This is a genomic window from Thalassobaculum salexigens DSM 19539, assembly GCF_000423805.1.
Taxonomy (GTDB): Bacteria; Pseudomonadota; Alphaproteobacteria; order Thalassobaculales; family Thalassobaculaceae; genus Thalassobaculum; species Thalassobaculum litoreum.
This window is the reverse complement of sequence record NZ_AUIR01000012.1, coordinates 330981-351070: the sequence shown is the minus strand read 5'-3', so window position 1 is coordinate 351070 and position 20090 is coordinate 330981. Positions and strand designations below refer to the sequence as shown.

18 protein-coding genes are annotated in these 20090 nt (G+C 67.2%); 17 read left to right on the top strand and 1 reads right to left on the bottom strand.

Annotated elements, in window-relative coordinates; genetic code table 11:
- The first annotated feature begins 7 nt into the window (after positions 1–7).
- Positions 8–397 carry a RidA family protein gene (locus G578_RS0101615; protein ID WP_028792765.1) on the top strand — a complete coding sequence of 130 codons (390 nt, stop codon included), beginning with the start codon at positions 8–10 and terminating at the stop codon, positions 395–397.
- A 260-nt stretch (positions 398–657) separates the two neighbouring features.
- Here G578_RS0101615 and G578_RS24185 read toward each other — a convergent pair whose 3' ends face one another.
- A complete protein-coding gene (locus G578_RS24185) occupies positions 658–1611 on the bottom strand; it encodes a glycosyltransferase family 9 protein (protein WP_139189194.1) in 954 nt (317 codons plus the stop codon).
- Between the two features lie 95 nt (positions 1612–1706).
- Here G578_RS24185 and G578_RS0101605 point away from each other — a divergent pair, with 95 nt between their 5' ends.
- The 16 genes from G578_RS0101605 to G578_RS0101530 all read left to right on the top strand — a co-directional run bounded on the left by G578_RS0101605 (position 1707) and on the right by G578_RS0101530 (position 20076).
- The gene (locus G578_RS0101605; RefSeq protein ID WP_028792764.1) at positions 1707–2228 is read left to right on the top strand and encodes a dihydrofolate reductase family protein; all 522 of its coding nucleotides are present in this window, start codon (positions 1707–1709) and stop codon (positions 2226–2228) included.
- Positions 2229–2277: 49 nt separating this feature from the next.
- A complete protein-coding gene (aptA, locus tag G578_RS0101600; RefSeq protein ID WP_028792763.1) occupies positions 2278–3609 on the top strand; it encodes an omega-aminotransferase AptA in 1332 nt (443 codons plus the stop codon).
- 118 nt (positions 3610–3727) lie between these two features.
- Positions 3728–4027 carry a hypothetical protein gene (locus G578_RS0101595; protein WP_156907166.1) on the top strand — a complete coding sequence of 100 codons (300 nt, stop codon included), beginning with the start codon at positions 3728–3730 and terminating at the stop codon, positions 4025–4027.
- 40 nt (positions 4028–4067) lie between these two features.
- A complete protein-coding gene (locus G578_RS24180; RefSeq protein WP_051243551.1) occupies positions 4068–4826 on the top strand; it encodes a tetratricopeptide repeat protein in 759 nt (252 codons plus the stop codon).
- A 137-nt stretch (positions 4827–4963) separates the two neighbouring features.
- Positions 4964–6388 carry a UbiA family prenyltransferase gene (locus tag G578_RS24175; protein ID WP_038013012.1) on the top strand — a complete coding sequence of 475 codons (1425 nt, stop codon included), beginning with the start codon at positions 4964–4966 and terminating at the stop codon, positions 6386–6388.
- Positions 6385–7713, top strand: coding sequence for an FAD-binding oxidoreductase (locus G578_RS0101580; RefSeq protein ID WP_028792761.1), 1329 nt, complete (start codon positions 6385–6387; stop codon positions 7711–7713). Before G578_RS24175 ends, G578_RS0101580 begins: the two co-directional genes overlap by 4 nt.
- A gap of 6 nt (positions 7714–7719) precedes the next feature.
- Positions 7720–8472 carry an SDR family oxidoreductase gene (locus G578_RS0101575; RefSeq protein ID WP_028792760.1) on the top strand — a complete coding sequence of 251 codons (753 nt, stop codon included), beginning with the start codon at positions 7720–7722 and terminating at the stop codon, positions 8470–8472.
- A 4-nt stretch (positions 8473–8476) separates the two neighbouring features.
- Positions 8477–9406 carry an NAD-dependent epimerase/dehydratase family protein gene (locus tag G578_RS0101570; RefSeq protein WP_028792759.1) on the top strand — a complete coding sequence of 310 codons (930 nt, stop codon included), beginning with the start codon at positions 8477–8479 and terminating at the stop codon, positions 9404–9406.
- 10 nt (positions 9407–9416) lie between these two features.
- Positions 9417–10712 (top strand): NAD(P)/FAD-dependent oxidoreductase, encoded by a 1296-nt coding sequence (locus tag G578_RS0101565; RefSeq protein WP_028792758.1) that lies wholly within the window; start codon positions 9417–9419, stop codon positions 10710–10712.
- Between the two features lie 10 nt (positions 10713–10722).
- The gene (locus tag G578_RS24170) at positions 10723–11172 is read left to right on the top strand and encodes a GtrA family protein (RefSeq protein ID WP_051243547.1); all 450 of its coding nucleotides are present in this window, start codon (positions 10723–10725) and stop codon (positions 11170–11172) included.
- The gene (locus G578_RS0101555) at positions 11169–13292 is read left to right on the top strand and encodes a hypothetical protein (protein WP_028792757.1); all 2124 of its coding nucleotides are present in this window, start codon (positions 11169–11171) and stop codon (positions 13290–13292) included. Before G578_RS24170 ends, G578_RS0101555 begins: the two co-directional genes overlap by 4 nt.
- Complete coding sequence (locus tag G578_RS0101550) at positions 13289–14206, top strand: heme-dependent oxidative N-demethylase family protein (protein WP_028792756.1); 918 nt, start codon at positions 13289–13291, stop codon at positions 14204–14206. Before G578_RS0101555 ends, G578_RS0101550 begins: the two co-directional genes overlap by 4 nt.
- 353 nt (positions 14207–14559) lie before the next feature.
- The gene (locus G578_RS0101545; protein ID WP_028792755.1) at positions 14560–16170 is read left to right on the top strand and encodes an ABC transporter substrate-binding protein; all 1611 of its coding nucleotides are present in this window, start codon (positions 14560–14562) and stop codon (positions 16168–16170) included.
- 217 nt (positions 16171–16387) lie between these two features.
- The gene (locus G578_RS0101540) at positions 16388–17347 is read left to right on the top strand and encodes an ABC transporter permease (protein ID WP_028792754.1); all 960 of its coding nucleotides are present in this window, start codon (positions 16388–16390) and stop codon (positions 17345–17347) included.
- 10 nt (positions 17348–17357) lie between these two features.
- On the top strand, positions 17358–18419 hold the full coding sequence (locus G578_RS24165) for an ABC transporter permease (protein ID WP_038013009.1): 1062 nt from the start codon (positions 17358–17360) through the stop codon (positions 18417–18419).
- A gap of 4 nt (positions 18420–18423) precedes the next feature.
- Positions 18424–20076 carry an ABC transporter ATP-binding protein gene (locus tag G578_RS0101530; protein WP_028792752.1) on the top strand — a complete coding sequence of 551 codons (1653 nt, stop codon included), beginning with the start codon at positions 18424–18426 and terminating at the stop codon, positions 20074–20076.
- Positions 20077–20090 lie beyond the last annotated feature (14 nt).

The following is a 20090-nucleotide window of genomic DNA, read 5'->3' as shown; positions in this document are numbered from 1 at the left end:
GAATGTCATGGGGCGGACGGCAGTGGTTCCGGCGGAACTTAAGGGCTACTACGACGATTGGAAGATGTCGCCCGGCCTGATCTCAGGTGACCACGTTTTCCTGACCGGCTTTACCGGAACGGGTCCGAACGGCACATGCTCTGCCGATCCTGAAACTCAGTTCAGAACCGCCTTCGCCCAAGTTGAGATGGTGCTCCGGGAAGCGGGACTCGATTTCAGCGCAGTGGTGGAGATGACCACTTTCCATATCGGGCTGCGCGACCATCTGGAGCTATTCCGAGCGGTGCGGGCCGAGTTCGTGCGCGAGCCGTATCCGGCCTGGACCGCAATCGAGGTCTCCGGTTTCGCCAGCGCCGACACGATCATCGAAATTCGGGTCATCGCCTCTACGGGGTGACGCACAACCCTTTCTGCACTCCCCACGTCGTGCCGGAACCAACTCGGTCGATTGAATGATAGGGTGGACGCGTGGATCCCGGCACAGGACCGGGAAGTGTAAATGGGGGGTGGTTCCTTCTTCCCTCACTTCGTCTTCCCGGGCCTGACCCGGGATCCAGAGCGGGGTCGCTGGAGCGATAGAAGCGTGTTTTCCGGCGCTCCGGCTGCGCGGATCCCAGATCCCGGCGCGGGGCCGGGAAGACGGCGGGGAGGCGCGGGCTACCCCAGCGCCCGGCTGAGCGCGTTCATCGTCGCTTCCACCTCGATCTCGGCCATGCGGTCGATCCGATATTCGGCCCCGCCCTCCGGCTGAAGCGCGTCGAGATTCGGATACAGGGTGAGCGGCGGGGACCCGCCGAACAGGCCGATGGTCGGCGCCCCCGTCGCCGCGGCCAGGTTCAGCATCCCGCTGTCATTGCCGAGAAACGCGTCCGCCGTCGCCGCCAGGGCCGCCGCCTGGCCGATCGGCCGGTTGATCGCCAGCACCACCTCGCCCCGGGCGTTCTGCAGGATGCGCTCCGCACTCTCCTTCTCCGCCTCGCCGCCGACCAGGATCACGCTGCCGCCGGTGCGGTCGGTGAAGGCGCGGGCCAGCGCCGAGAAATTCGCCTCCGGCCAGCGCTTGAACGGCTCCGACGCGCCGATCCCCAGCAGCAGCCAGGGCCGGGGCAGCTCCCCATAGAGCCGCTGGATCTCCGCCTTGGCGGATGCCGACGGGGCGAGACGCGGGGTCGGGTCGACCGTCAGACCGCGAGCGCGTAGCAGGGCGGTCGCCTTGTCCGCCTGGTGCAGGTCCCGGCCGTCGTTCGGCAGCTCGCGGTAGCTGATCCGGTTCGGGATGCCGGCCATCCGGGTCGCGGTCAGGTAGCGCCAGGAGCGGTGCAGGATCCACACCGTCTCGGCCTCGAACGCCTTCAGGTCGGAACCCAGACGCATGGCCCCGAGCGGGCCGTCATGGCGCCCGGCCTTCTCCTTGCCCTGGGCGCGGTCGAGCCAGCCGATCTGCGAGATCCACGGCGCGCCCTCCAGCATCTGGTCGGCGGCCGACCGACGCTTGGTCACCAGCGCGATCTTGCCGTCCGGCGCGTTCTCGGCGATCGCCTTCAGGTGCGGCAGGTGCCACACCATGTCGCCGATACCCGGCAGGGGCTGGATGACCAGCGTCTTCCCCACGATCTGCTCCCCTCGCATCCTTGCGTTCCGCCCGGACAAATGCCTACACCACCCGGCCCGCGCCGTCAGTGCGCCAAAGACCGAAGGATTGTCAAATGGCCGAGGCCACGTTCCGTCTCTACATGGCCGCCAGCCTCGACGGCTATGTCGCCGACGCGGAGGGCGGGATCGACTGGCTGAACGACTACGAGACCGGCGTCGACTACGGCACCGAGGCGTTCATGGCCGAGATCGACACCCTGATCATGGGGCGAGCGACCTACGATCAGGTGATCGGGTTCGGCGCGTGGCCCTATGCCGGCAAGCGGGTCTTCGTGCTGACGTCGCGGCCGATCGACGACGCGCCGCAAGGCGTGGAGGGTACGTCCGACCTCGCCGGGCTGATCGTCGAACTGCGCGAGGACGGCGCCCAGGTCTGGATCGTCGGCGGTCCGGCCGCGGTGGAGGGGTGCCGGGCGATGGGCGCGCTGGACACGGTGGAGCTGTTCGTCATGCCGGTGCTGCTCGGCGCCGGCATTCCGCTGTTCGCCGGCGAAGCGGAGGCGCTCGGCCTGCATCTGGTCTCGGTCGATGCCTACGAGACCGGCGCCGTTTCTCTCAAGTACGAGGTGGAGTGAGCGCCCAATCGCTCCTAGTATCGACCGACCATCTTCAATGGAGCTTGCCATGCCCCTCGCGGCCAATGAGTCGACCAAACCGAACGATCTTGAATCGTTCTGGATGCCGTTCACGTCCAATCGCGACTTCAAGCAGAACCCGCGGCTGTTCGTCGAGGCCGAGGGCATGCACTACATCACCGCCGACGGCCGCCGGGTGCTGGACGGCACCTCGGGCCTGTGGTGCTCCAACGCCGGGCACCGGCGCAAGCCGATCGTCGACGCCATCAAGAAGCAGGCCGAGGTGCTCGACTTCGCGCCGGCGTTCCAGATGGGCCATCCGCTCTCCTTCGAGTTCGCCTCGCGGCTGACCCAGATGATCGAGGGCTTCGACCACGTGTTCTTCACCAACTCGGGCTCCGAGTCGGTGGATACCGCCCTGAAGATCGCGCTCGCCTATCAGCGCGCCCGGGGCCAGGGGACGCGGACCCGGCTGATCGGCCGCGAGCGCGGCTATCACGGGGTCGGTTTCGGCGGCATCTCGGTCGGCGGCATCGTCGGCAACCGCAAGCAGTTCGGCACCCTGCTGAACGGCGTCGACCACATGCGCCACACCCACGACATGGAGCACAACGCCTATACCAAGGGCGAGCCGGACTGGGGCGCGCATCTGGCCGACGACCTGGAGCGGATCGTCGCCCTGCACGACGCCTCGACCATCGCCGCCGTCATCGTCGAGCCGGTGGCCGGCTCCACCGGCGTGCTGATCCCGCCGAAGGGCTATCTGCAGCGCCTGCGCGACATCTGCGACAAGCACGGTATCCTGCTGATCTTCGACGAGGTCATCACCGGCTTCGGTCGCCTCGGCACGCCGTTCGGCAGCGACTATTTCGGCGTGAAGCCCGACATCTTCACCACGGCCAAGGGCATCACCAACGCCACCGTGCCGATGGGGGCGGTGTTCTGCCGCGACGGCATCTACGACGCCTTCATGGACGCGCCGGAAGGCGCCATCGAGCTGTTCCACGGCTACACCTATTCCGGCCACCCGCTGGCCTGCGCCGCCGGTCTGGCGACCATCGACCTGTACCGCGACGAGGGCCTGTTCGAGCGCGCGGCCGAGTTGGCGCCGTACTGGGAGGACGCCATGCACTCCCTGAAGGGCAGCAACCACGTCATCGACATCCGCAACCTCGGCATGGTCGGCGCCATCGAGCTTGAGGGCATCGCCGGCAAGCCGACGGCCCGGGCGATGGACGCGTTCAAGCAGTGCTACGACAAGGGCCTGCTGGTCCGCACCACCGGCGACATCATCGCCCTGTCGCCGCCGCTGATCGTCGAGAAGGGGCAGATCGACTTCATCGCCGACACGATCGGTGACGTGCTGCGCACCCTCCATTAACCAACGAGGAGAGTGTAGCGACGGGGTTTCGCTACACTCTTCAATAACTTGGCCGATTACTCTACACTCCCCGACTGACAGCGGGGGGCCGCTGATGTTTGGACGGGGGTGAAGAGCGATGAGGACACTGGGACAAGGTCCGCTTCGGGCCGTTCTGGTGGTCGCTTGTGTCGGGCTGCTGGCCGGCTGCGCGGAAGTGGGGGCTTCCATGCGATCGGCCGTCGACGGCGTGACGACGGCCTTCGATCCACCGAAAGAACAACCGACGCCGGCGATCGAGCCGCGCTACTGCTACCGGACGCTCGGCAAGGTGAACTGCTATCCGCAGCCCCTGCCGGCGAGCGAGGCGAACCGGCTGGTCGGCTATCAGGGGCCGGCACCGCGGGCGCATAGCGGCACAGGACCTCTCAGCCCGTGACGTCAGACATACGCTCGGCGCCATCGGGTCGGATCCTCCGGTGACTACGCGCCTTCCCAGCCTGTTCGTTCTGGTCAGCCTCTGCGCCATCCCCCTCGCGGCGCAGACGGTCTTGGCTCCCGCCGCGACGGCGCAATCGGCCAATTCCGAATCCGCCGATGCCGAGGTGCCGGTCCCCCGGACCTATGGCGAGGCGATGAACTGGTATCGCGAAGCGGCCGATGCCGGCGATCCCAAGGCGATGTTCTATCTCGGGCTCACCCTTGAGCAGGGGCTGCGGGCCGGCGGCGATCCAAAGGACGCGATCGCCTGGTACCGCAAGTCGGCCGACAAGGGCTTCGCGCTCGCCCAGTTCAAGCTCGGCCAGCTCTACCAGTTCGGCCAGCTCGTGGCGCAGGATTCCGCGATGGCGCGCGACTGGTACGGCAAGGCGGCGGACCAGGGGCTCGCCGATGCCCAATACAATCTCGCCGTCATGCTGGAGACCGGCGAGGGCGGCGACGTCGATGCCGAGCGCGCCGTGACGCTGTACCGCGACGCTGCGGCCGGCGGCATTCCGGAGGCCTTCCTGAACCTCGCCGGGCTGATGGCCCAGGGAGAAGTGGTGGACCAGGATCTGGTCGCCGCGCTGCAGTGGCTGATTCTCGCCGACCGGGCGGGCCTCGATCAGGGGGACTCGATGTCCGCGGCGGTCCGCCAGTTGCTGGGCCCGACCGAGATCGCGGACGCCGAATCCCGGGCCGATCGGTGGCAGACGGCCCATGGGGACCGCAATCGGGATACCGGCCTGCCGCAGTGACAGCGCGCTTGCCGGGCATGCCCGTCGCGGCGGCCGATTGATCTATTTGTTTCAATTTGATCCGACGGTGCTCTAGAACGTCGCCGTAGCCAGCGCCGACACTTGGGGGCGGACCGGTTTGCCGGGCCGCGAAGGGGATGAAGCCGCCGATCTGCGTCGATCTCGATGGCACCTTGTTGCGCACCGACCTGCTGTACGAGTCGCTTCTCGTCGCCCTGCGCCGGCGGCCTTGGATCCTCTTTCTCCTGCCGTTCTGGGTGCTCGCGGGCCGCTCCGTCCTGAAACGCCGCCTGGCGCTGATCGCCACCGAGCCGCTGGAGGTCGAGACCTTGCCGGCGACCGAGGATCTGGTGGCCTATCTGCGCGCGGAAAAGGCGGCCGGGCGGCGGATCGAACTGGTCTCCGCCTCCGATCAGCTTCTGGTCGCCAAGGTGGCGGCACGGTTCGGCGATCTGTTCGACCATGTCGAGGGCAGCAACGGCACCGTCAACCTGAAGGGCGCGGCCAAGGCGTCGGCGCTCGCTGGCCGGCATCCCGAAGGCTTCGTCTATGCCGGCGACAGCACCGTGGATTCCGACGTCTGGAAGGTGGCGAGCGCTGCGGTGCCGGTGAATGCGGCCCTGGCCCGTCGTGCCTCGATCGAGCGCGTGACGCCGGTGGAGGCGGCCTTCGGCAAGCCCCTGAACACCTTCAGGGCCCTGCGCTCGGGCATGCGCCTGCACCAATGGGCCAAGAACGTCCTGATCTTCCTGCCGCTGCTGCTGACCAGCACCTATACGCAGCCCGCGATCGTGCTGGCGGCCCTGGCGGCGTTCTTCGGCTTCTCCCTGGCTGCGAGCGGGACGTACCTGCTGAACGACCTGCTGGATCTGGCCGCCGACCGCAGTCATCCTCGCAAGAGCCGTCGGGCGTTGGCCTCGGGGCGGCTGCCGCTGGTGGTCGGCATGGCCGCGGCACCCGCGCTGATCCTCATCGGCCTGGTTCTGGCGGGCCTGGCCGGGTGGGGCGTACTCGCCATCCTCGTGGCCTATCTGGTGCTGACCCTGTCCTATTCCTTCGGCGTGAAGTCCATGGCCGTGGTGGATGTGGTGGTGCTCGGCGCCCTGTTCACCCTGCGCCTCTATGCGGGACACACGCTGGTGGATGACGGCACGCCGGTCTGGCTGCTCGGCTTCTCCATGTTCCTGTTCACCAGTCTCGCTCTGGTAAAGCGGCTGGTGGAGGTGCGCGGTCTCGAGGCGCGCGGCCTGGCGGAGATTCCGGGGCGGGGATACCGCGCGGGGGACAGCGGGTTCATCGAGATGTTCGGCATTACCTCGAGCGTCGCCTCGGTGCTGATCTTCATGATCTATCTGGCGATCGAGCCGGCCCATGCGGTGCGGCTGGAAAATCCGGGATGGCTTTGGGTGGTGCCGGCGGCGATCGGCTTCTGGCTGCCGCGGGTCTGGCTACTGGCCCGCCGCGGCGAGGTGCACGACGATCCGGTTGTCTTCGCCCTGAAGGATCCGCCGAGCCTGCTGCTCGGGGTGATCGCGCTGCTCGCCATTCTGGGGGCGGCATGAGCGTGCGCGACGACTCTGGGGTTCTGGCGTGGGGGCGGGTGCATCGCGGCCGCCACCAGGTGGCCGAGCCGGCGACACGGGGCGAGGTCGGGGCAGCCGTGCGCGAGACGGCGGCGGCCGGGGGGACCACCCTGGGTCATGGCCTGGGCCGGTCCTATGGCGACAGCGGTCTGAACCTCGGCGGCGGGCTGGTGCGCACGACCGGGATCGACCGGCTGATCGCCTTCGACCGGGAGACCGGCCTGCTGCGCGCCGACGCCGGCGTGTCGCTGGACGCGGTGCTGCGGGTGGCGGTGCCGACCGGCTGGTTCGTGCCGGTGACGCCCGGGACCAAGTTCGTCACCCTCGGCGGCGCCGTCGCCAACGACGTCCACGGCAAGAACCATCACCTGGCCGGCAGCTTCGGCTGCCATGTCTCCCGTTTCGGTCTGTGGCGCAGCGACCGGGGCGAGATCGAATGCTCGGTTGAGGACAATGCCGACCTGTTCGCGCTGACCATTGGCGGTCTCGGCCTGACCGGCGTGATCACCTGGGTCGAACTGCGGCTGGAGCGGATCGCCTCGGCGATGCTGGATGTCGAGAACCTGCCCTTCGACGATCTCGATGGCTTCTTCTCCCTGGCAGAGCGTTCGGAGAGCTGGCCGTTCACCGTCGCCTGGGTTGATACCCTGGCGCGCGGCGCGGGGCTGGGGCGTGGCATCTTCTCGCGCGGGCGCTGGGCGCAGACCGGCGGACTGGAGCCGCACCGTCCGGGCGGGCCCCGCCTGCCGGTGACGCCCCCGGGCGGGTTGCTGAACAGCGTGACGGTCGGCGCCTTCAACCGGCTTTACCGGGCACGGCCCGGCGCGCGATTCCATGGCCGCCAGCATTACGATCCGTTCTTCTATCCGCTGGATCGGCTGCGCGACTGGAACCGGATGTACGGCCCGCGCGGCTTCTACCAGTGGCAATGCGCGGTGCCGGTGGCGACCATGCGCGAGGCGACGCGCACGTTGCTGGACACGGTGGCGGCCAGCGGCGACGCCTCGTTTCTGGCGGTTCTGAAGACCTTCGGCGACGTGCCGTCGCCGGGCGTGCTGTCCTTCCCGATGCCCGGCGCGACCCTGGCGCTCGACTTCGCCAACCGGGGCCAGGACACGCTGTCGCTGCTGGCCCGGCTCGACCGGGTTGTGGCCGAGGCGGGCGGGCGTCTATACCCGGCCAAGGACGGACGCCTGCCGCAGGCGATGTTCCGGGCGGGCTTCCCGCGCTGGACGGAGCTCGAGGCCGCGCGCGATCCGCTCCTGATGTCGAGTTTCTGGCGCCGCATGACCGAGGAGGCCTGATCCGCAATGGCCGCGAAACGCCGTATCCTGGTCCTGGGGGCCACCTCCGCCATCGCCGAGCGCTGGTGCCGCCTGCGCGCCGCCGCCGGCGACACGCTGCTGCTGGTGGCGCGCGACGGCGAGAAGCTCACCGCCATCGCCGACGACCTGAAGGCGCGGGGCGCCGGCGAGGTTCACACCGCGAGCGAGGATCTGGCGGACACCGACGGTGCCGACGGTCGCTTCTCCGGCTGGGTCCAGACCCTGGGCGGTGTCGATATCGTGTTCCTGGCCTATGGCATCCTCGGTGACCAGGCGGAGGCGCAGCGCGATACCGACGCGCTGCTCCGCGGCGTGCAGGCCAACTTCACCAGTGCGATTGTCTGGTGCGAACTCGCCGCGCGGGCCTTCGATCTGGCAGGGGCGGGCACGCTGGTCGGCATCTCCTCGGTGGCGGGCGACCGGGGCCGGCGCACCAACTATGCCTATGGCGCCGCCAAGGCCGGGCTGTCGACCTATCTGGAGGGCATGGCCCATCGCTTCGCCGGGACGGAGATCACCGTGGTCTGCGTGAAGCCGGGCTTCGTCGCCACGCCGATGACGGCCCATATCGACGGCCGCGACGGCCCACTCTGGGCCACACCGGAACAGGTCGCCGAGGACATCCAGAAGGCGGTGGAGAAGAAGAAGCCGGAAATCTACACCCGCTGGTTCTGGCGCTTCGTGATGCTGATCATCCGCCATCTGCCGCGCCCCATCTTCAACAAGATGAAGATCTGATCCCATGGCGCGTATCGTCATCACCGGCGCCGCCGGCCTGGTCGGTCAGAATCTGATCGCCGGGATCGCTGATCGCGGCGACCTGCAGATCGTCGCCATCGACAAGCATCCGTCCAACACGGCGGTGCTGGCGCGGCTGCATCCCGGCATCGAGGTGATCGCGGCGGATCTCGCCCAGCCCGGCGTCTGGACCGGCGCGTTCAAGGGCGCCGATGCGGTCATCCAGCTTCACGCCCAAATCGGCGGGCTCGACGCCGAGGAGTTCGAGGCCAACAACGTGCGCGCCACCCGACTGGTGCTCGACGCGATGAAGGCCGAGAGCGTGCCGTATCTCGTGCACGTCTCCTCCTCGGTGGTGAATTCCAAGGCGGTGGATTTCTACACCGAGAGCAAGAAGGCCCAGGAAAAGCTGGTGGTGGAGAGCGGCATCGCCCATGCCACCCTGCGCCCGACGCTGATGTACGGCTGGTTCGACCGCAAGCATCTGGGCTGGCTCGCCCGCTTCATGAAGAAGGCGCCGGTCTTCCCGATCCCGGGCAGCGGCCGCTATATGCGCCAGCCGCTCTATGGCGGCGATTTCTCCGGCATCGTCCTGGCCTGCCTGGACGGGCGGCGCCAGGGCGCCTGGAACATCTCCGGCCAGGAGAAGATCGACTATGTCGACTTGATCAAGGCGGTGCGCAAGGCGAGCGGGGCGAAGACGCCGATCGTCCATATCCCCTACAGCCTGTTCTGGATGCTGTTGCGCGTCTATGCGGTGTTCGACCGGGATCCGCCCTTCACCACCAAGCAATTGGAAGCGCTGGTGACGCCGGACAGCTTCGAGGTGATCGACTGGCCGTCGATCTTCGGCGTGCGCGCCACCCCGCTGGACGAGGCGCTCGCCATCACCTTCAACGACCCGAAATACTCGGGCGTCGTTCTGGATTTCTGAGGAGGCCGCGATGGCCAAGGTCGCGATCATCGGCGCCGGCGCGATGGGCCTCGCCGCCGCCTATCACGCGCTGGAGGCGGGGCACGAGGTGACCGTCTACGAGGCGGATTCCGTGGCCGGCGGCATGGCGGCGCATCTCGACCTGGACGGGCTGTCGATTGAGCGGTTCTACCACTTCGTCTGCAAGGCGGATAAGCCTACCTTCAAGCTGTTGGAGCGGCTGGGCATCGGCGACAAGATGCGCTGGACCGGCACCTCCATGGGCTATTTCGTCGACGGCAAGATGTATCGCTGGGGCGATCCGATCGCGCTGCTGACCTTCCCGAAGATCGATTGGATCTCCAAGTTCCGCTACGGCCTGCAGATGTTCCTGTCGACCAAGCGCAGCGACTGGTCCGATCTTGAGACCGTTTCGGCCAAGGACTGGATCGAGAAGGGATCGGGCAAGCGGGCCTATGACGTGCTTTGGCGCCGGCTGTTCGACCTGAAGTTCTTCGAATATGCCGACAACGTCTCGGCCGCCTGGATCTGGACCCGGATCAAGCGGGTCGGCACCTCGCGGCGGTCGCTGATGCAAGAGGAGCTCGGCTATATCGAGGGCGGGTCGGAGACCCTGGTCACCGCGCTGGTGCAGGCCATCGAGACGAGCGGCGGGGTGATCAAGCTCGCCACCCCGGCCCGCGAGGTGGTGGTCGAGGACGGCAAGGTGACGGGTGTGCGCACCGATGCGGGCGTGGAGCCGGCCGAGGCGGCGATCTCCACCATGCCGACGCCCTTTGTCTCCTCCCTGGTGCCGTCCCTGCCGGCCGACTGGAAGGCGAAGTACGACGCCATCGTGAACATCGGCGTGGTCTGCGTGTTGCTGCGGCTGAAGAAGTCGGTGACCGAACATTTCTGGGTCAACATCAACGACAAGGACGTGGAGATCCCCGGTATCATCCAGTTCTCCAACCTCCGGCCGGTCGAGGACACGGTGGTCTATGTGCCGTTCTACATGCCGACGACCCACCCGAAATTCGGCCGCGACGACCAGGCCTTCATCGACGAGAGCATGGCCTGCCTGAAGCACCTGAACCCGGACATCGCCGACGGCGACCTGAAGGCCTGGACCGTCGGCCGCCTGCGCTACGCCCAGCCGGTCTGCGAGCCCGGCTTCCTCGCCAAGATCCCGCCGATCCAGACGCCGATCCGCGGTCTGCAGATCGCCGACACCTCGTTCTACTACCCCGAGGACCGGGGCATCAGTGAGAGCGCCCGGGTCGCTGAGGAGATGGCGGCGGCGATCCCCGCGTCGATCGCCGGCTAGGGGAGGGGACGTGGCGCGTGCCCTGGTCATCGGCGAGTTCGGACGGTTCCTGATCACCGGCGGCATCGCGGCCGGCGCCAATGTGCTGTCGCGCTGGCTGTTCAATTTCGTCATGCCGTTCGAGGCGGCCGTGGTGGTCGCCTATCTCGTCGGCATGACGACGGCATATGTGCTCGCCAAACTGTTCGTGTTCGAGGCGTCGGGGCGCACGGCGCGTGACGAGTTCTTCCGCTTCGCCATCGTCAACGTGGTGGCGCTGGCCCAGGTCTGGCTGGTGAGCGTGGGCCTGGCCCGCTACCTGTTCCCGGCGCTCGGCTTCACCTGGTATGCGGACGACGTGGCCCATCTGATCGGCGTGGTGATCCCGGCGGTGACCAGCTATCTCGGCCATCGCCACTTCTCCTTCGCCGCCCGCCGCGCTTCCGTCGAGGACGTCGGATCGGAGCGCGACGGGATATGAGAACGGCGGTCGCGTTCTCCCTGGCCCTGGCCCTGGTGACCGCAGCCTCCGGCATCGCCTATCAGATCTTTCTATCCACGCCGGTCCCTTCCGGCGACATCGTCGATTTCTACGACCGGTTCTTCGCGGCGGGCGGCTTCGCCGGCTACGGGCTCGCCGATCTTTACCAGTGGCACAACGAGCACCGTCTGTTCCTGCCGAAGCTCTGGTTCCTGGCGGATATCGCCGTGGCCGACGCGCGGCAGACCCTGCTGCTGACGGTGATCGCCGTCTCCGCGGTCCTGCATGCCGGGGTGCTGGCGGTCCTGTTCGGCGGGTTGGGGCATTCCCGGACGGCCGCCGCCGTCGCCTTCGCCATCGCCGCCGCCGCCCTGCTGTCGCCGGTGCAGTACGAGAACCTGCTGAACGGCTTCCAGGTGCAGTTCGTCCAGGTCTGGCTCTTCGCCAGCCTGGCCTTCGCCCTGATCGCCTGGGCGCCGGTGGGGCAGGGGCGGCCGGTCGGCCTCGCCCTGTGTGTGATCGGTGCGACGGTCGCAGGCCTGTGCTCCAGCTACAGCATGTTCAACGGGCTGGCGGTCTGGCCGATTCTCGTGGTCCTGGCGCTGTGGCGGCGGCTGCCTCCGGCCTGGTCGGCGTGCCTCGTCGCCGTGGGGGCCGCGGTCCTGGCGGCGGAGTGCCTCGGCTTCCTGAACCGGCCGGAAGGCGGCGGTGCCCTTGGTTTCGGGTCTGGGGCGTGGACCATCCTGCGGTTCACCCTCCGCTACCTGACGTCGGGCATCGGCGATATCGGCACGCTCGGCCAGGAGATCGTCGGCATCCTCCTCGTGGTCGCCGTGACGGCTGCGGGCCTGCGGGGGCTGGCCCGTGTCGAGCGGCCCGCACCGGCCCGCATGGCGCTGTACGCCGTCTGCGCCTTCGTCATGGCCGGCGCCGTCGCGACCGCGCTCGGCCGTCTGCATATCGGCCTCGGCATCGCCAACACCTCGCGCTACACCACGCCCTCCATGGTGTTCCTGGTGGCCGCCGGGTTGCTGGGTTTCGACCACCTGCTGAGGCATCGCCCCCGGACGCTCGGCTGGGCGCTTCCCCTCGGTGTCGTGCTTCTGTTGGTTCCGGGCGACGTGCATGCGGTGCGGGACCTGAAGGACCGGCTTGCGGCCCTGGATCTCGCCGATCTGGCGATTGTCAGCCATCTGGCGGGCGGATACCGTCCGGAGATGCTCGAGCCGATCTATCCTCCCCTGCCGTCGCGTGCCGCCCGGGTGCTGGAGGCGATGCAGGCGGCCGGCCTCGGCCCGTTCTCGGTGGTCGGGCGCTACCGACCGCCCGACGGCGCGCTTGCCGATGGACCGGTGGCCGACGACCCGCACTGCACCGGCAGCGTCGGCCGCCTGCGTGTCGATCCGGTGACCGGCGTCACCCTGTCCGCCACGCTCGCCAGCGATCGGAGCGGCCGGCGACCGCCCTGGATGGTCGTGCGGTCGCCGCAGGGTCGGGTTCTCGCCTGGGGCGCGGCGCTGGAGCCGCGGAGCGATCGGGCGCCGATCCCTGAGTCGGGGGTCCTGGCCCGCGGCCTGCGGGCCTTCGGGGAAGCATCGGACGGCACCGCCGAGTTTGTGACGGTCGAAGGCGTGTTCGATGACGGCAGCCGCTGCCGCCTGCCGGGCACGGTCGCGGCGTCGGAGCCAACCTATCTCGCCGAGCTGCCGCCCGGCGCACGGCCGGCGGGTACGGGCGGCTGGACCTTCGTTGCCAATGCGCCCACAGGCGGCATCGGCAACGCGGCGGTTCCGCCCGAGGCGCTGCCGGTTCACGGCAATTTCGGCCTGGCCAGGCGCCGCTTCACCGCCGTGCTCACCCTGGGACAGCCGGGAGAGGCGCGCGGTGTTCTGGTGCCGCTCCACACAGGTCGCCATCCCGCCGGTGCCGATGTCACGCTCCTGGATTCAGGTGGCACGGTACTGGACACGGTGGCATTGGACCGGGCGGTCGCGCCCGGCTGGTTCTGGCTGGCCCTGCGGCCGGCCCGGCTCGAGCCCGGCATGCGGGTGGAGATCCGTACCGGGGTGACCCGCCCGTCCGACGAGGTGGCGTTCGGCGCGCCGCGGTGGCTGCCATGACTGCGACCCCGGCGCCGCACCTGCGCTTCGCTCCGTACGAGAAGGGGCGGTTCCAGCTCACCCTCGGCATCAAGGAGATCGCGGCCACCGACTGGATCGACGTGGACGCCCAGTACGCCGAGCATATGGCCGAGAAGAGGCGGCTGCTCGACGCACGTCATGGCGAGGTCTTCGCCGGTCTGCCCGACAGCCTGCCGGCTCAGCGGGACTGCCTGGAGGCGGTGCTGGCGCATATGACGGCGTTCCATCCGGACCTGATCGCAGCCGATGGGAGCGGGGTCCATACCGCCTGGGACGGCGCGACGCTGAACCCGTCGGATTTCGAATCGGCGCCGCTGGATCTCGCCGGCCGGCTGGTACAGGAGGATCTGTGCCTGATGCAGCCGTCGGACGAAGGACACAAGCTGATCGCCGCCTCGCTCTGCTTTCCGGCACGGTGGCGTCTGGCCGACAAGATCGGCCGGCCGATGAGCGCGATCCACGACCCGGTTCCGGGCTTCAACGACAGGCTGAACCGGCCGGTGGAGCGGTTCTTCACCGGCATCGCCGCGGGCCAGACCTACATGCGGCTGAACTGGTCGGTGCTGGAAGACCCGGCGCTGTTTCAGCCGACCGGGCACGGGCGCAGGGACCTGGACCCGACCATCACGCCGCGCAACATCACCGAGCGGCTACACATCCGTATCGAGCGCCAGACCTTCCGCCGTCTGCCGCGCACAGGGGTATTGGTGTTCGGAATCAAGACCCTGATCGACCCGATCGCCGCCATCGCCGGACGCCCGGACCTGGCCGCGGCGATGCTGGGCTCGTTGCGGACCATGCCGGCCGACATGCGCGGCTACAAGAGCATGGCGCCCTTCGCCGATGCGCTGGAAGGCTGGCTGCAGGAGCGGTCCGAGGCCTCTGCCGGCTGACGCCGCGGACGATTCGGCCGGCCGACGACCTGCCCCAACGCCGTGTTTGGAACCGGACCGACGGTCGCGCGTTCACGGTTTCTACTCCTGGGAACGCAGCGGGGCGATGTCGGTTTTGGAACATTATTTCCCTGGGGGACAACCCGCGGGCGACTGCATTTCCAACACGGTCGCAGGACCGGGACAATTTGCGAAAATCCAAGAAAATCGGCCGCCGGGGACGACAGTCTGTTTCTGCAGTGTTACGGTACCCATCTCGGATGGGAACGATAGGGTCCTATAAACATCCAACAGCCAAACACGCAGCGACCCGCGAAAATCGCTCGCATAGGACTAATCGGAAGGGAGCTACCATGTCTGACAAATACCGCGACGACTTGATCGATCGCATGGCCGTCGAGGCGAAGCGAGGCCGACTCTCTCGGCGCGACTTCATGCACTATGCCATGGCCGCCGGCGTTACTGCATCGGCCGCTGGAGGTCTTTGGACGTCCAAGGCGGCACTTGCCGCCCCCAAGCGCGGCGGAACGTTCCGTCTTGGCACCCATGACGGGAACACCTCGGATACGCACGATCCGGGCACCTATCTCAGTTTCTCCATTATCCAGCTCGCGCATACCTATCGCAGCTACCTGACCCAGATCACGCCGACCAACGAACTCGGTCCGGATGCGGCCGCTTCCTGGAGCGCGACGGACGACGCCACGGAGTGGACGTTCAAGCTGCAGAAGGGCGCGTCGTTCCACAGCGGCAAGCCGTTCACGGCCGATGACGCGATCGCCTCGCTGAACCATCACCGCGGCGAGAAGAGCACGTCGGCAGCCAAGGCGCTGCTCAAGGACGTCACCGACATCGTCAAGGACGACGAGCACACGATCACCGTCAAGCTCGCGACCGGCAACGCCGACCTGCCGTGGCTGATGACCGACTATCACCTGGCCATGTGCCCGGCGAACAGCGACGGCACGATCGACTGGCAGTCCGGCGACGGCACCGGCCCGTACAAGATCGTCCATAACGAGTTCGGCGTCGGCACGAAGCTGGAGCGTCACGACGGCTGGCACGGCGAGGGCGCGTATTTCGACGCCGTCGAGATGACCGTGCTCAACGACCCGAACGCCCGGCAGACCGCGCTGGTCACCGGCGAGGTCGACGGCATCACCCAGCTCGAACTGAAGACGCTGTCGCTGCTCCAGCGCAACCCGAACATCCTGGTGGACAACGTGCCGTCCGGTGCGGCGATCACCATGCCGATGTTCTGCGACGTGGCGCCGTTCGACAACGTGGACGTCCGCATGGCCCTCAAGCTGGCGATCGACCGCGAGGACATCATCAAGAAGATCACCTTCGACACGGCGATCCCGGGCAACGACTTCCACATTTCTCCGAACATGCCGTACTGGCCGGATCTGCCGCAGCGCACCTACGATCCGGACAAGGCCAAGTTCCACCTGAAGAAGGCCGGCCAGGAGAACCTGACGGTCGATCTCTCCACCGCCGACAGCGTGTATTCCGGCGCGGTCGACATGTGCGTGCTCTATGCCGAGCATGCCAAGGCCGCCGGCATCAACATCAACGTGAACCGCGAGCCGAACGACGGCTACTACTCCGAGGTCTGGCTGAAGAAGCCGTTCTGTATGGTGCAGTGGGGCGCGCGTCCGACGCCGGACGTCATGCTCAGCCTGGCCTACAAGGACGACGCCGCCTGGAACGAGAGCCACTGGCAGAACGAGCGGTTCAACGAGCTGCTGCTGCAGGCCAAGGCCGAACTCGACCAGGAGAAGCGGGCCGAGATGTACCGCGAGATGGCTCAGCTCGCCCGTGACGACGGTGGGACCATCATTCCGATGTTCACCAACTTCGTCTACGCGCGCGCCAAGAACGTCGCCCATGGTGAGAACCTGGCGGCCAGCTGGCAGATGGACGGCGCGCGGGCCTGCAGCCGCTGGTGGTTCGACTCTTAAATCGACACTGATCGGTGACGGGTTCGGGCCAGAACCCGTCACCGATCGTTCGATACTGGTGGACCTTCCGGCCCGTGCCGGGAGGTCTGCTGGTTCAGCTTATCGATAATAACAGTAGCCGGGGGGCTGTCGCTGGACTGCACTGTACGCCGGGGGACATCGGCGCAGGCGCACTTGGCAGCAAGCCAACTAGAAGCGATTGCAGAGGAGGCGGATGATGAGCGACGTATTGAGCATCGTGCTCAAACGGCTCGGCCTTGGATTGATCACGTTGCTGGTGATCTCCATCCTGATTTTCTTCGCAGTGGAACTCCTGCCGGGCGACATTGCCCAAGCCGTTCTTGGGCAGGGCGCCACCGAAGAAAACCTGAAAGCGTTGCGCGAGCAGCTCGGACTGAACCAGCCCGCGATCTTCCGTTACCTGGAGTGGCTCGGGGGAGCGGTGCAGGGTGACTTCGGCGTGTCGCTGATTTCCGGTCGCTCGGTGGCCGAGACCATCGGCCCACGTTTCGCGGCGACGCTGTTCCTGGCGAGCTACGCGGCGGTGATCGCCGTGCCGATCGCCATTCTTCTCGGCATCATCGTGGCGCTGCTGCGCGACAGCATCTTCGACCGTGTCGCCAACGTGCTGACCCTGACCTCGATCTCTTCGCCGGAGTTCTTTCTCGGCTACGTCCTGATCCTGTATCTGGCGGTGAAGAACCCCTGGTTCCCCGCCCTGGCGAACGTCAACTTCCAGGATATCGGCACCGTCGAACTGTACTACCGGACCTTCCTGCCGGCGCTGACGATGGTGCTCGTCGTGGTCGCGCACATGATGCGGATGACCCGGGCCTCGATCATCAACCTGCTGGCCTCGCCCTATATCGAGATGGCGCGCCTGAAGGGCACCCCCGCCTGGAAGGTGATCGTCAAGCACGCGCTGCCCAACGCCTGGGCGCCGATCATCAACGTCGTGGCGCTCAACCTCGCCTACCTGATCACCGGCGTGGTGCTGGTTGAGGTGGTGTTCGTCTATCCGGGTATCGGCCAGCTTCTGGTCGACAGCGTGACCAAGCGCGACTTCCCAGTGGTTCAGGCCTGCTGCCTGATCTTCGCGGCGACGTTCATCCTGTTGAACCTCGCGGCAGATGTGGGGGCGATTCTGACGAACCCCCGCCTGCGTCATCCGAAGTGAGGGAAGCGTCATGAATTACTTTGTCATCGGATACTACGCTCTCCTCATCGGAGCCTCCTGCCTGGCGGCCTACTACTCGGTGCGCTCGGCCTTCTTGCTGCTGTTCTCGCTGACGCTGGTCTCCTTCATCGTCGGCATCGTCGGCGGCGAGTCCGCCCTGTGGACCATCACCATCTGCGCCGGCATCCTCGCCCTGTGCATCGGGACCGCCTACGCGTTCCGGGAGTTCCTGGTGATCGTCCTGTGGGGCGAGGGCTCGAAGGCGATCAAGACCGCGCCTCTGACGGCGACCTTCGGTCTGTTCGTCATCATGACCTATGCGATCGCCGGCTTCTTCGCGCCGGTCATCGCGCCGTACGGCGAGGCCGAGATCATCGCCGGCGCGTTCGCCCCGGCCGACGAGAATATGCTGCTGGGGGCCGACCAGCTCGGCCGCGACCTGTTCAGCCGCCTGGTCTTCGGTGCGCGGAACACGGTCGGCATCGCCCTGCTGGCGACCACCTTCGCGTTCCTCCTGGGCGCGGTGGCCGGGCTGATCGCGGCGACCCTGGGCGGGTTCTTCGACAACCTCATGAGCCGGGTCGTGGACGTCATCATGTCGGTGCCGTCGCTGATCTTCGCTCTGCTGCTGCTGTCGATCATGGGCACCAACGCCTTCGTCCTGATCTTCATCATCGCGATCATCTACGCGCCGCGCGTCTTCCGCCTCACCCGGGCGGTCGCCGGCAATGTGGTGGTGATGGACTATATCGAGGCGGCCCGGCTGCGCGGCGAGGGGCTCTGGTACCTGATCCGCCGGGAGATCCTGCCGAACTCCACCGCACCGCTCATCGCGGAATTCGGCCTGGAGTTCTGCTTCGTCTTCCTGCTGGTGGCGGGCCTGTCGTTCCTGGGCCTGGGCATCCAGCCGCCGACCGCGGATTGGGGGTCGATGGTGCGCGAGAACGCGACCCTGATCTCGTTCGGCGAGATCACGCCGCTGTTCCCGGCCGGCGCCATCGCGCTGCTGACCGTGGCGGTGAACTTCGTCGTCGACTGGATGCTGTTCCGGTCCTCCGGACTGAAGGGGTAAGGATATGGCTGATACGAAAAAGGACCTTCTGCTCAAGATTCGCGACCTGCGGATCGAGGGCTATTCCGACGAGAAGTGGCTCGAGATCGTCCATGGCATCGACCTCACCCTGCACAAGGGCGAGGTCATGGGCCTGATCGGCGAGTCCGGGGCCGGCAAGTCGACCATCGGCCTCGCGGCCATGGGCTTCGCCCGCGACGGATGCCGAATCTCCGGCGGCTCGATCGAGTTCGACGGCATGGAGCTGACGACCACCTCGGAGAGCGACCGCCGGGCCCTGCGTGGCTCGCGCATCGCCTATGTGGCGCAGTCGGCGGCGGCGTCGTTCAATCCGGCGCACAAGATCATCGACCAGCACACCGAGGCGCCGATCCACTACCGCATCCGCAAGCGGTTGGAGGCGCAGGAGGACGCGATGGAGCTCTACGAGCGCCTGCGTCTTCCCAACCCGCAGGAGATCGGCTTCCGCTATCCGCACCAGGTGTCCGGCGGCCAGCTCCAGCGCGCGATGACCGCCATGGCGATGGCCTGCCGTCCCGACCTGATCATCTTCGACGAGCCGACCACCGCACTCGACGTGACCACGCAGATCGAGGTGCTGGCCGCGATCCGAGACATCGTCGAGCAGTTCAACACCGCGGCGATCTACATCACCCACGACCTCGCGGTGGTGGCGCAGATGGCCGACACCATCAAGGTGCTGCTCAAGGGCAACGAGGTCGAGGAAGCCGATACCGAGACCATGCTGAGCAACCCGAAGGAGGACTATACCAAGTCGCTCTGGGCGGTGCGCAGCTTCAAGCGCGAGCAGAAGGAGCGACCCGGCGGTGGTGCGGTGCCAGTCGTCTCGGTGCAGAACGTGGATGCCTCCTACGGCGACACGCCGGTCCTGCACGACGTGTCGTTCGACATCTATGCCGGCATGACCGTGGCGGTGGTGGGCGAGTCCGGATCGGGCAAATCGACCACCGCGCGCTGCATCACCGGTCTGCTGCCGCCGAGCAGCGGCAAGATCGTGATGAACGGCGTCGAGATGCCGCCGGGCTACAAGCAGCGCTCCAAGGAGCAACTTCGTCAGGCCCAGATGATCTATCAGATGGCCGATACCGCGCTGAACCCGAAGGTGCGGATCTGCGACATCATCGGCCGGCCGGCGCAATTCTACATGGGTCTGAAGGGCGGTGCCCTGAAGAGCCGGGTGGACGAACTGCTCGACCTGATCGAGTTGGAGCCGTCGAAATACTATAGCCGCTACCCAACCGAGCTGTCGGGCGGCCAGAAGCAGCGGATCGGCATCGCCCGGGCGCTGGCGGCGGAGCCCAATTTCATCATCTGCGACGAGGTCACCAGCGCGCTGGACCAGCTCGTGGCCGAGGGCATCCTGAAGCTGCTCGACCGGCTGCAGAAGGAACTGAACCTCGCCTATATGTTCATCACCCACGATCTCGCCACCGTGCGCTCGATCGCCGACGAGGTGGTGGTCATGAAGCAGGGCGAGGTGGTCGATTCCGGCCCGAAGAACGAGATGTTCACCCCGCCGCACCATCCCTATACCGACCTGCTGCTGTCCTCGGTGCCGGAGATGGATCCGAACTGGCTGACCACGGTGCTCGAGGAGCGCGGGGTCGACAATATCGGCGAGGCGGCCACCGTCTGATCGCCGGTCATGCC

Excerpts from the sequence above, each read along its gene's own strand:
- G578_RS0101595 (WP_156907166.1), top strand. The coding sequence starts at position 3,728 with ATGAGGACACTGGGACAAGGTCCGCTTCGGGCCGTTCTGGTGGTCGCT.
- G578_RS24165 (WP_038013009.1), top strand. The coding sequence starts at position 17,358 with ATGAATTACTTTGTCATCGGATACTACGCTCTCCTCATCGGAGCCTCC.
- G578_RS24175 (WP_038013012.1), top strand. The coding sequence starts at position 4,964 with ATGAAGCCGCCGATCTGCGTCGATCTCGATGGCACCTTGTTGCGCACC.
- aptA (WP_028792763.1), top strand. The coding sequence starts at position 2,278 with ATGCCCCTCGCGGCCAATGAGTCGACCAAACCGAACGATCTTGAATCG.
- G578_RS0101545 (WP_028792755.1), top strand. The coding sequence starts at position 14,560 with ATGTCTGACAAATACCGCGACGACTTGATCGATCGCATGGCCGTCGAG.
- G578_RS0101550 (WP_028792756.1), top strand. The coding sequence starts at position 13,289 with ATGACTGCGACCCCGGCGCCGCACCTGCGCTTCGCTCCGTACGAGAAG.
- G578_RS0101615 (WP_028792765.1), top strand. The coding sequence starts at position 8 with ATGGGGCGGACGGCAGTGGTTCCGGCGGAACTTAAGGGCTACTACGAC.
- G578_RS0101565 (WP_028792758.1), top strand. The coding sequence starts at position 9,417 with ATGGCCAAGGTCGCGATCATCGGCGCCGGCGCGATGGGCCTCGCCGCC.
- G578_RS0101530 (WP_028792752.1), top strand. The coding sequence starts at position 18,424 with ATGGCTGATACGAAAAAGGACCTTCTGCTCAAGATTCGCGACCTGCGG.
- G578_RS0101605 (WP_028792764.1), top strand. The coding sequence starts at position 1,707 with ATGGCCGAGGCCACGTTCCGTCTCTACATGGCCGCCAGCCTCGACGGC.
- G578_RS0101575 (WP_028792760.1), top strand. The coding sequence starts at position 7,720 with ATGGCCGCGAAACGCCGTATCCTGGTCCTGGGGGCCACCTCCGCCATC.
- G578_RS0101570 (WP_028792759.1), top strand. The coding sequence starts at position 8,477 with ATGGCGCGTATCGTCATCACCGGCGCCGCCGGCCTGGTCGGTCAGAAT.
- G578_RS0101555 (WP_028792757.1), top strand. The coding sequence starts at position 11,169 with ATGAGAACGGCGGTCGCGTTCTCCCTGGCCCTGGCCCTGGTGACCGCA.
- G578_RS0101540 (WP_028792754.1), top strand. The coding sequence starts at position 16,388 with ATGAGCGACGTATTGAGCATCGTGCTCAAACGGCTCGGCCTTGGATTG.
- G578_RS0101580 (WP_028792761.1), top strand. The coding sequence starts at position 6,385 with ATGAGCGTGCGCGACGACTCTGGGGTTCTGGCGTGGGGGCGGGTGCAT.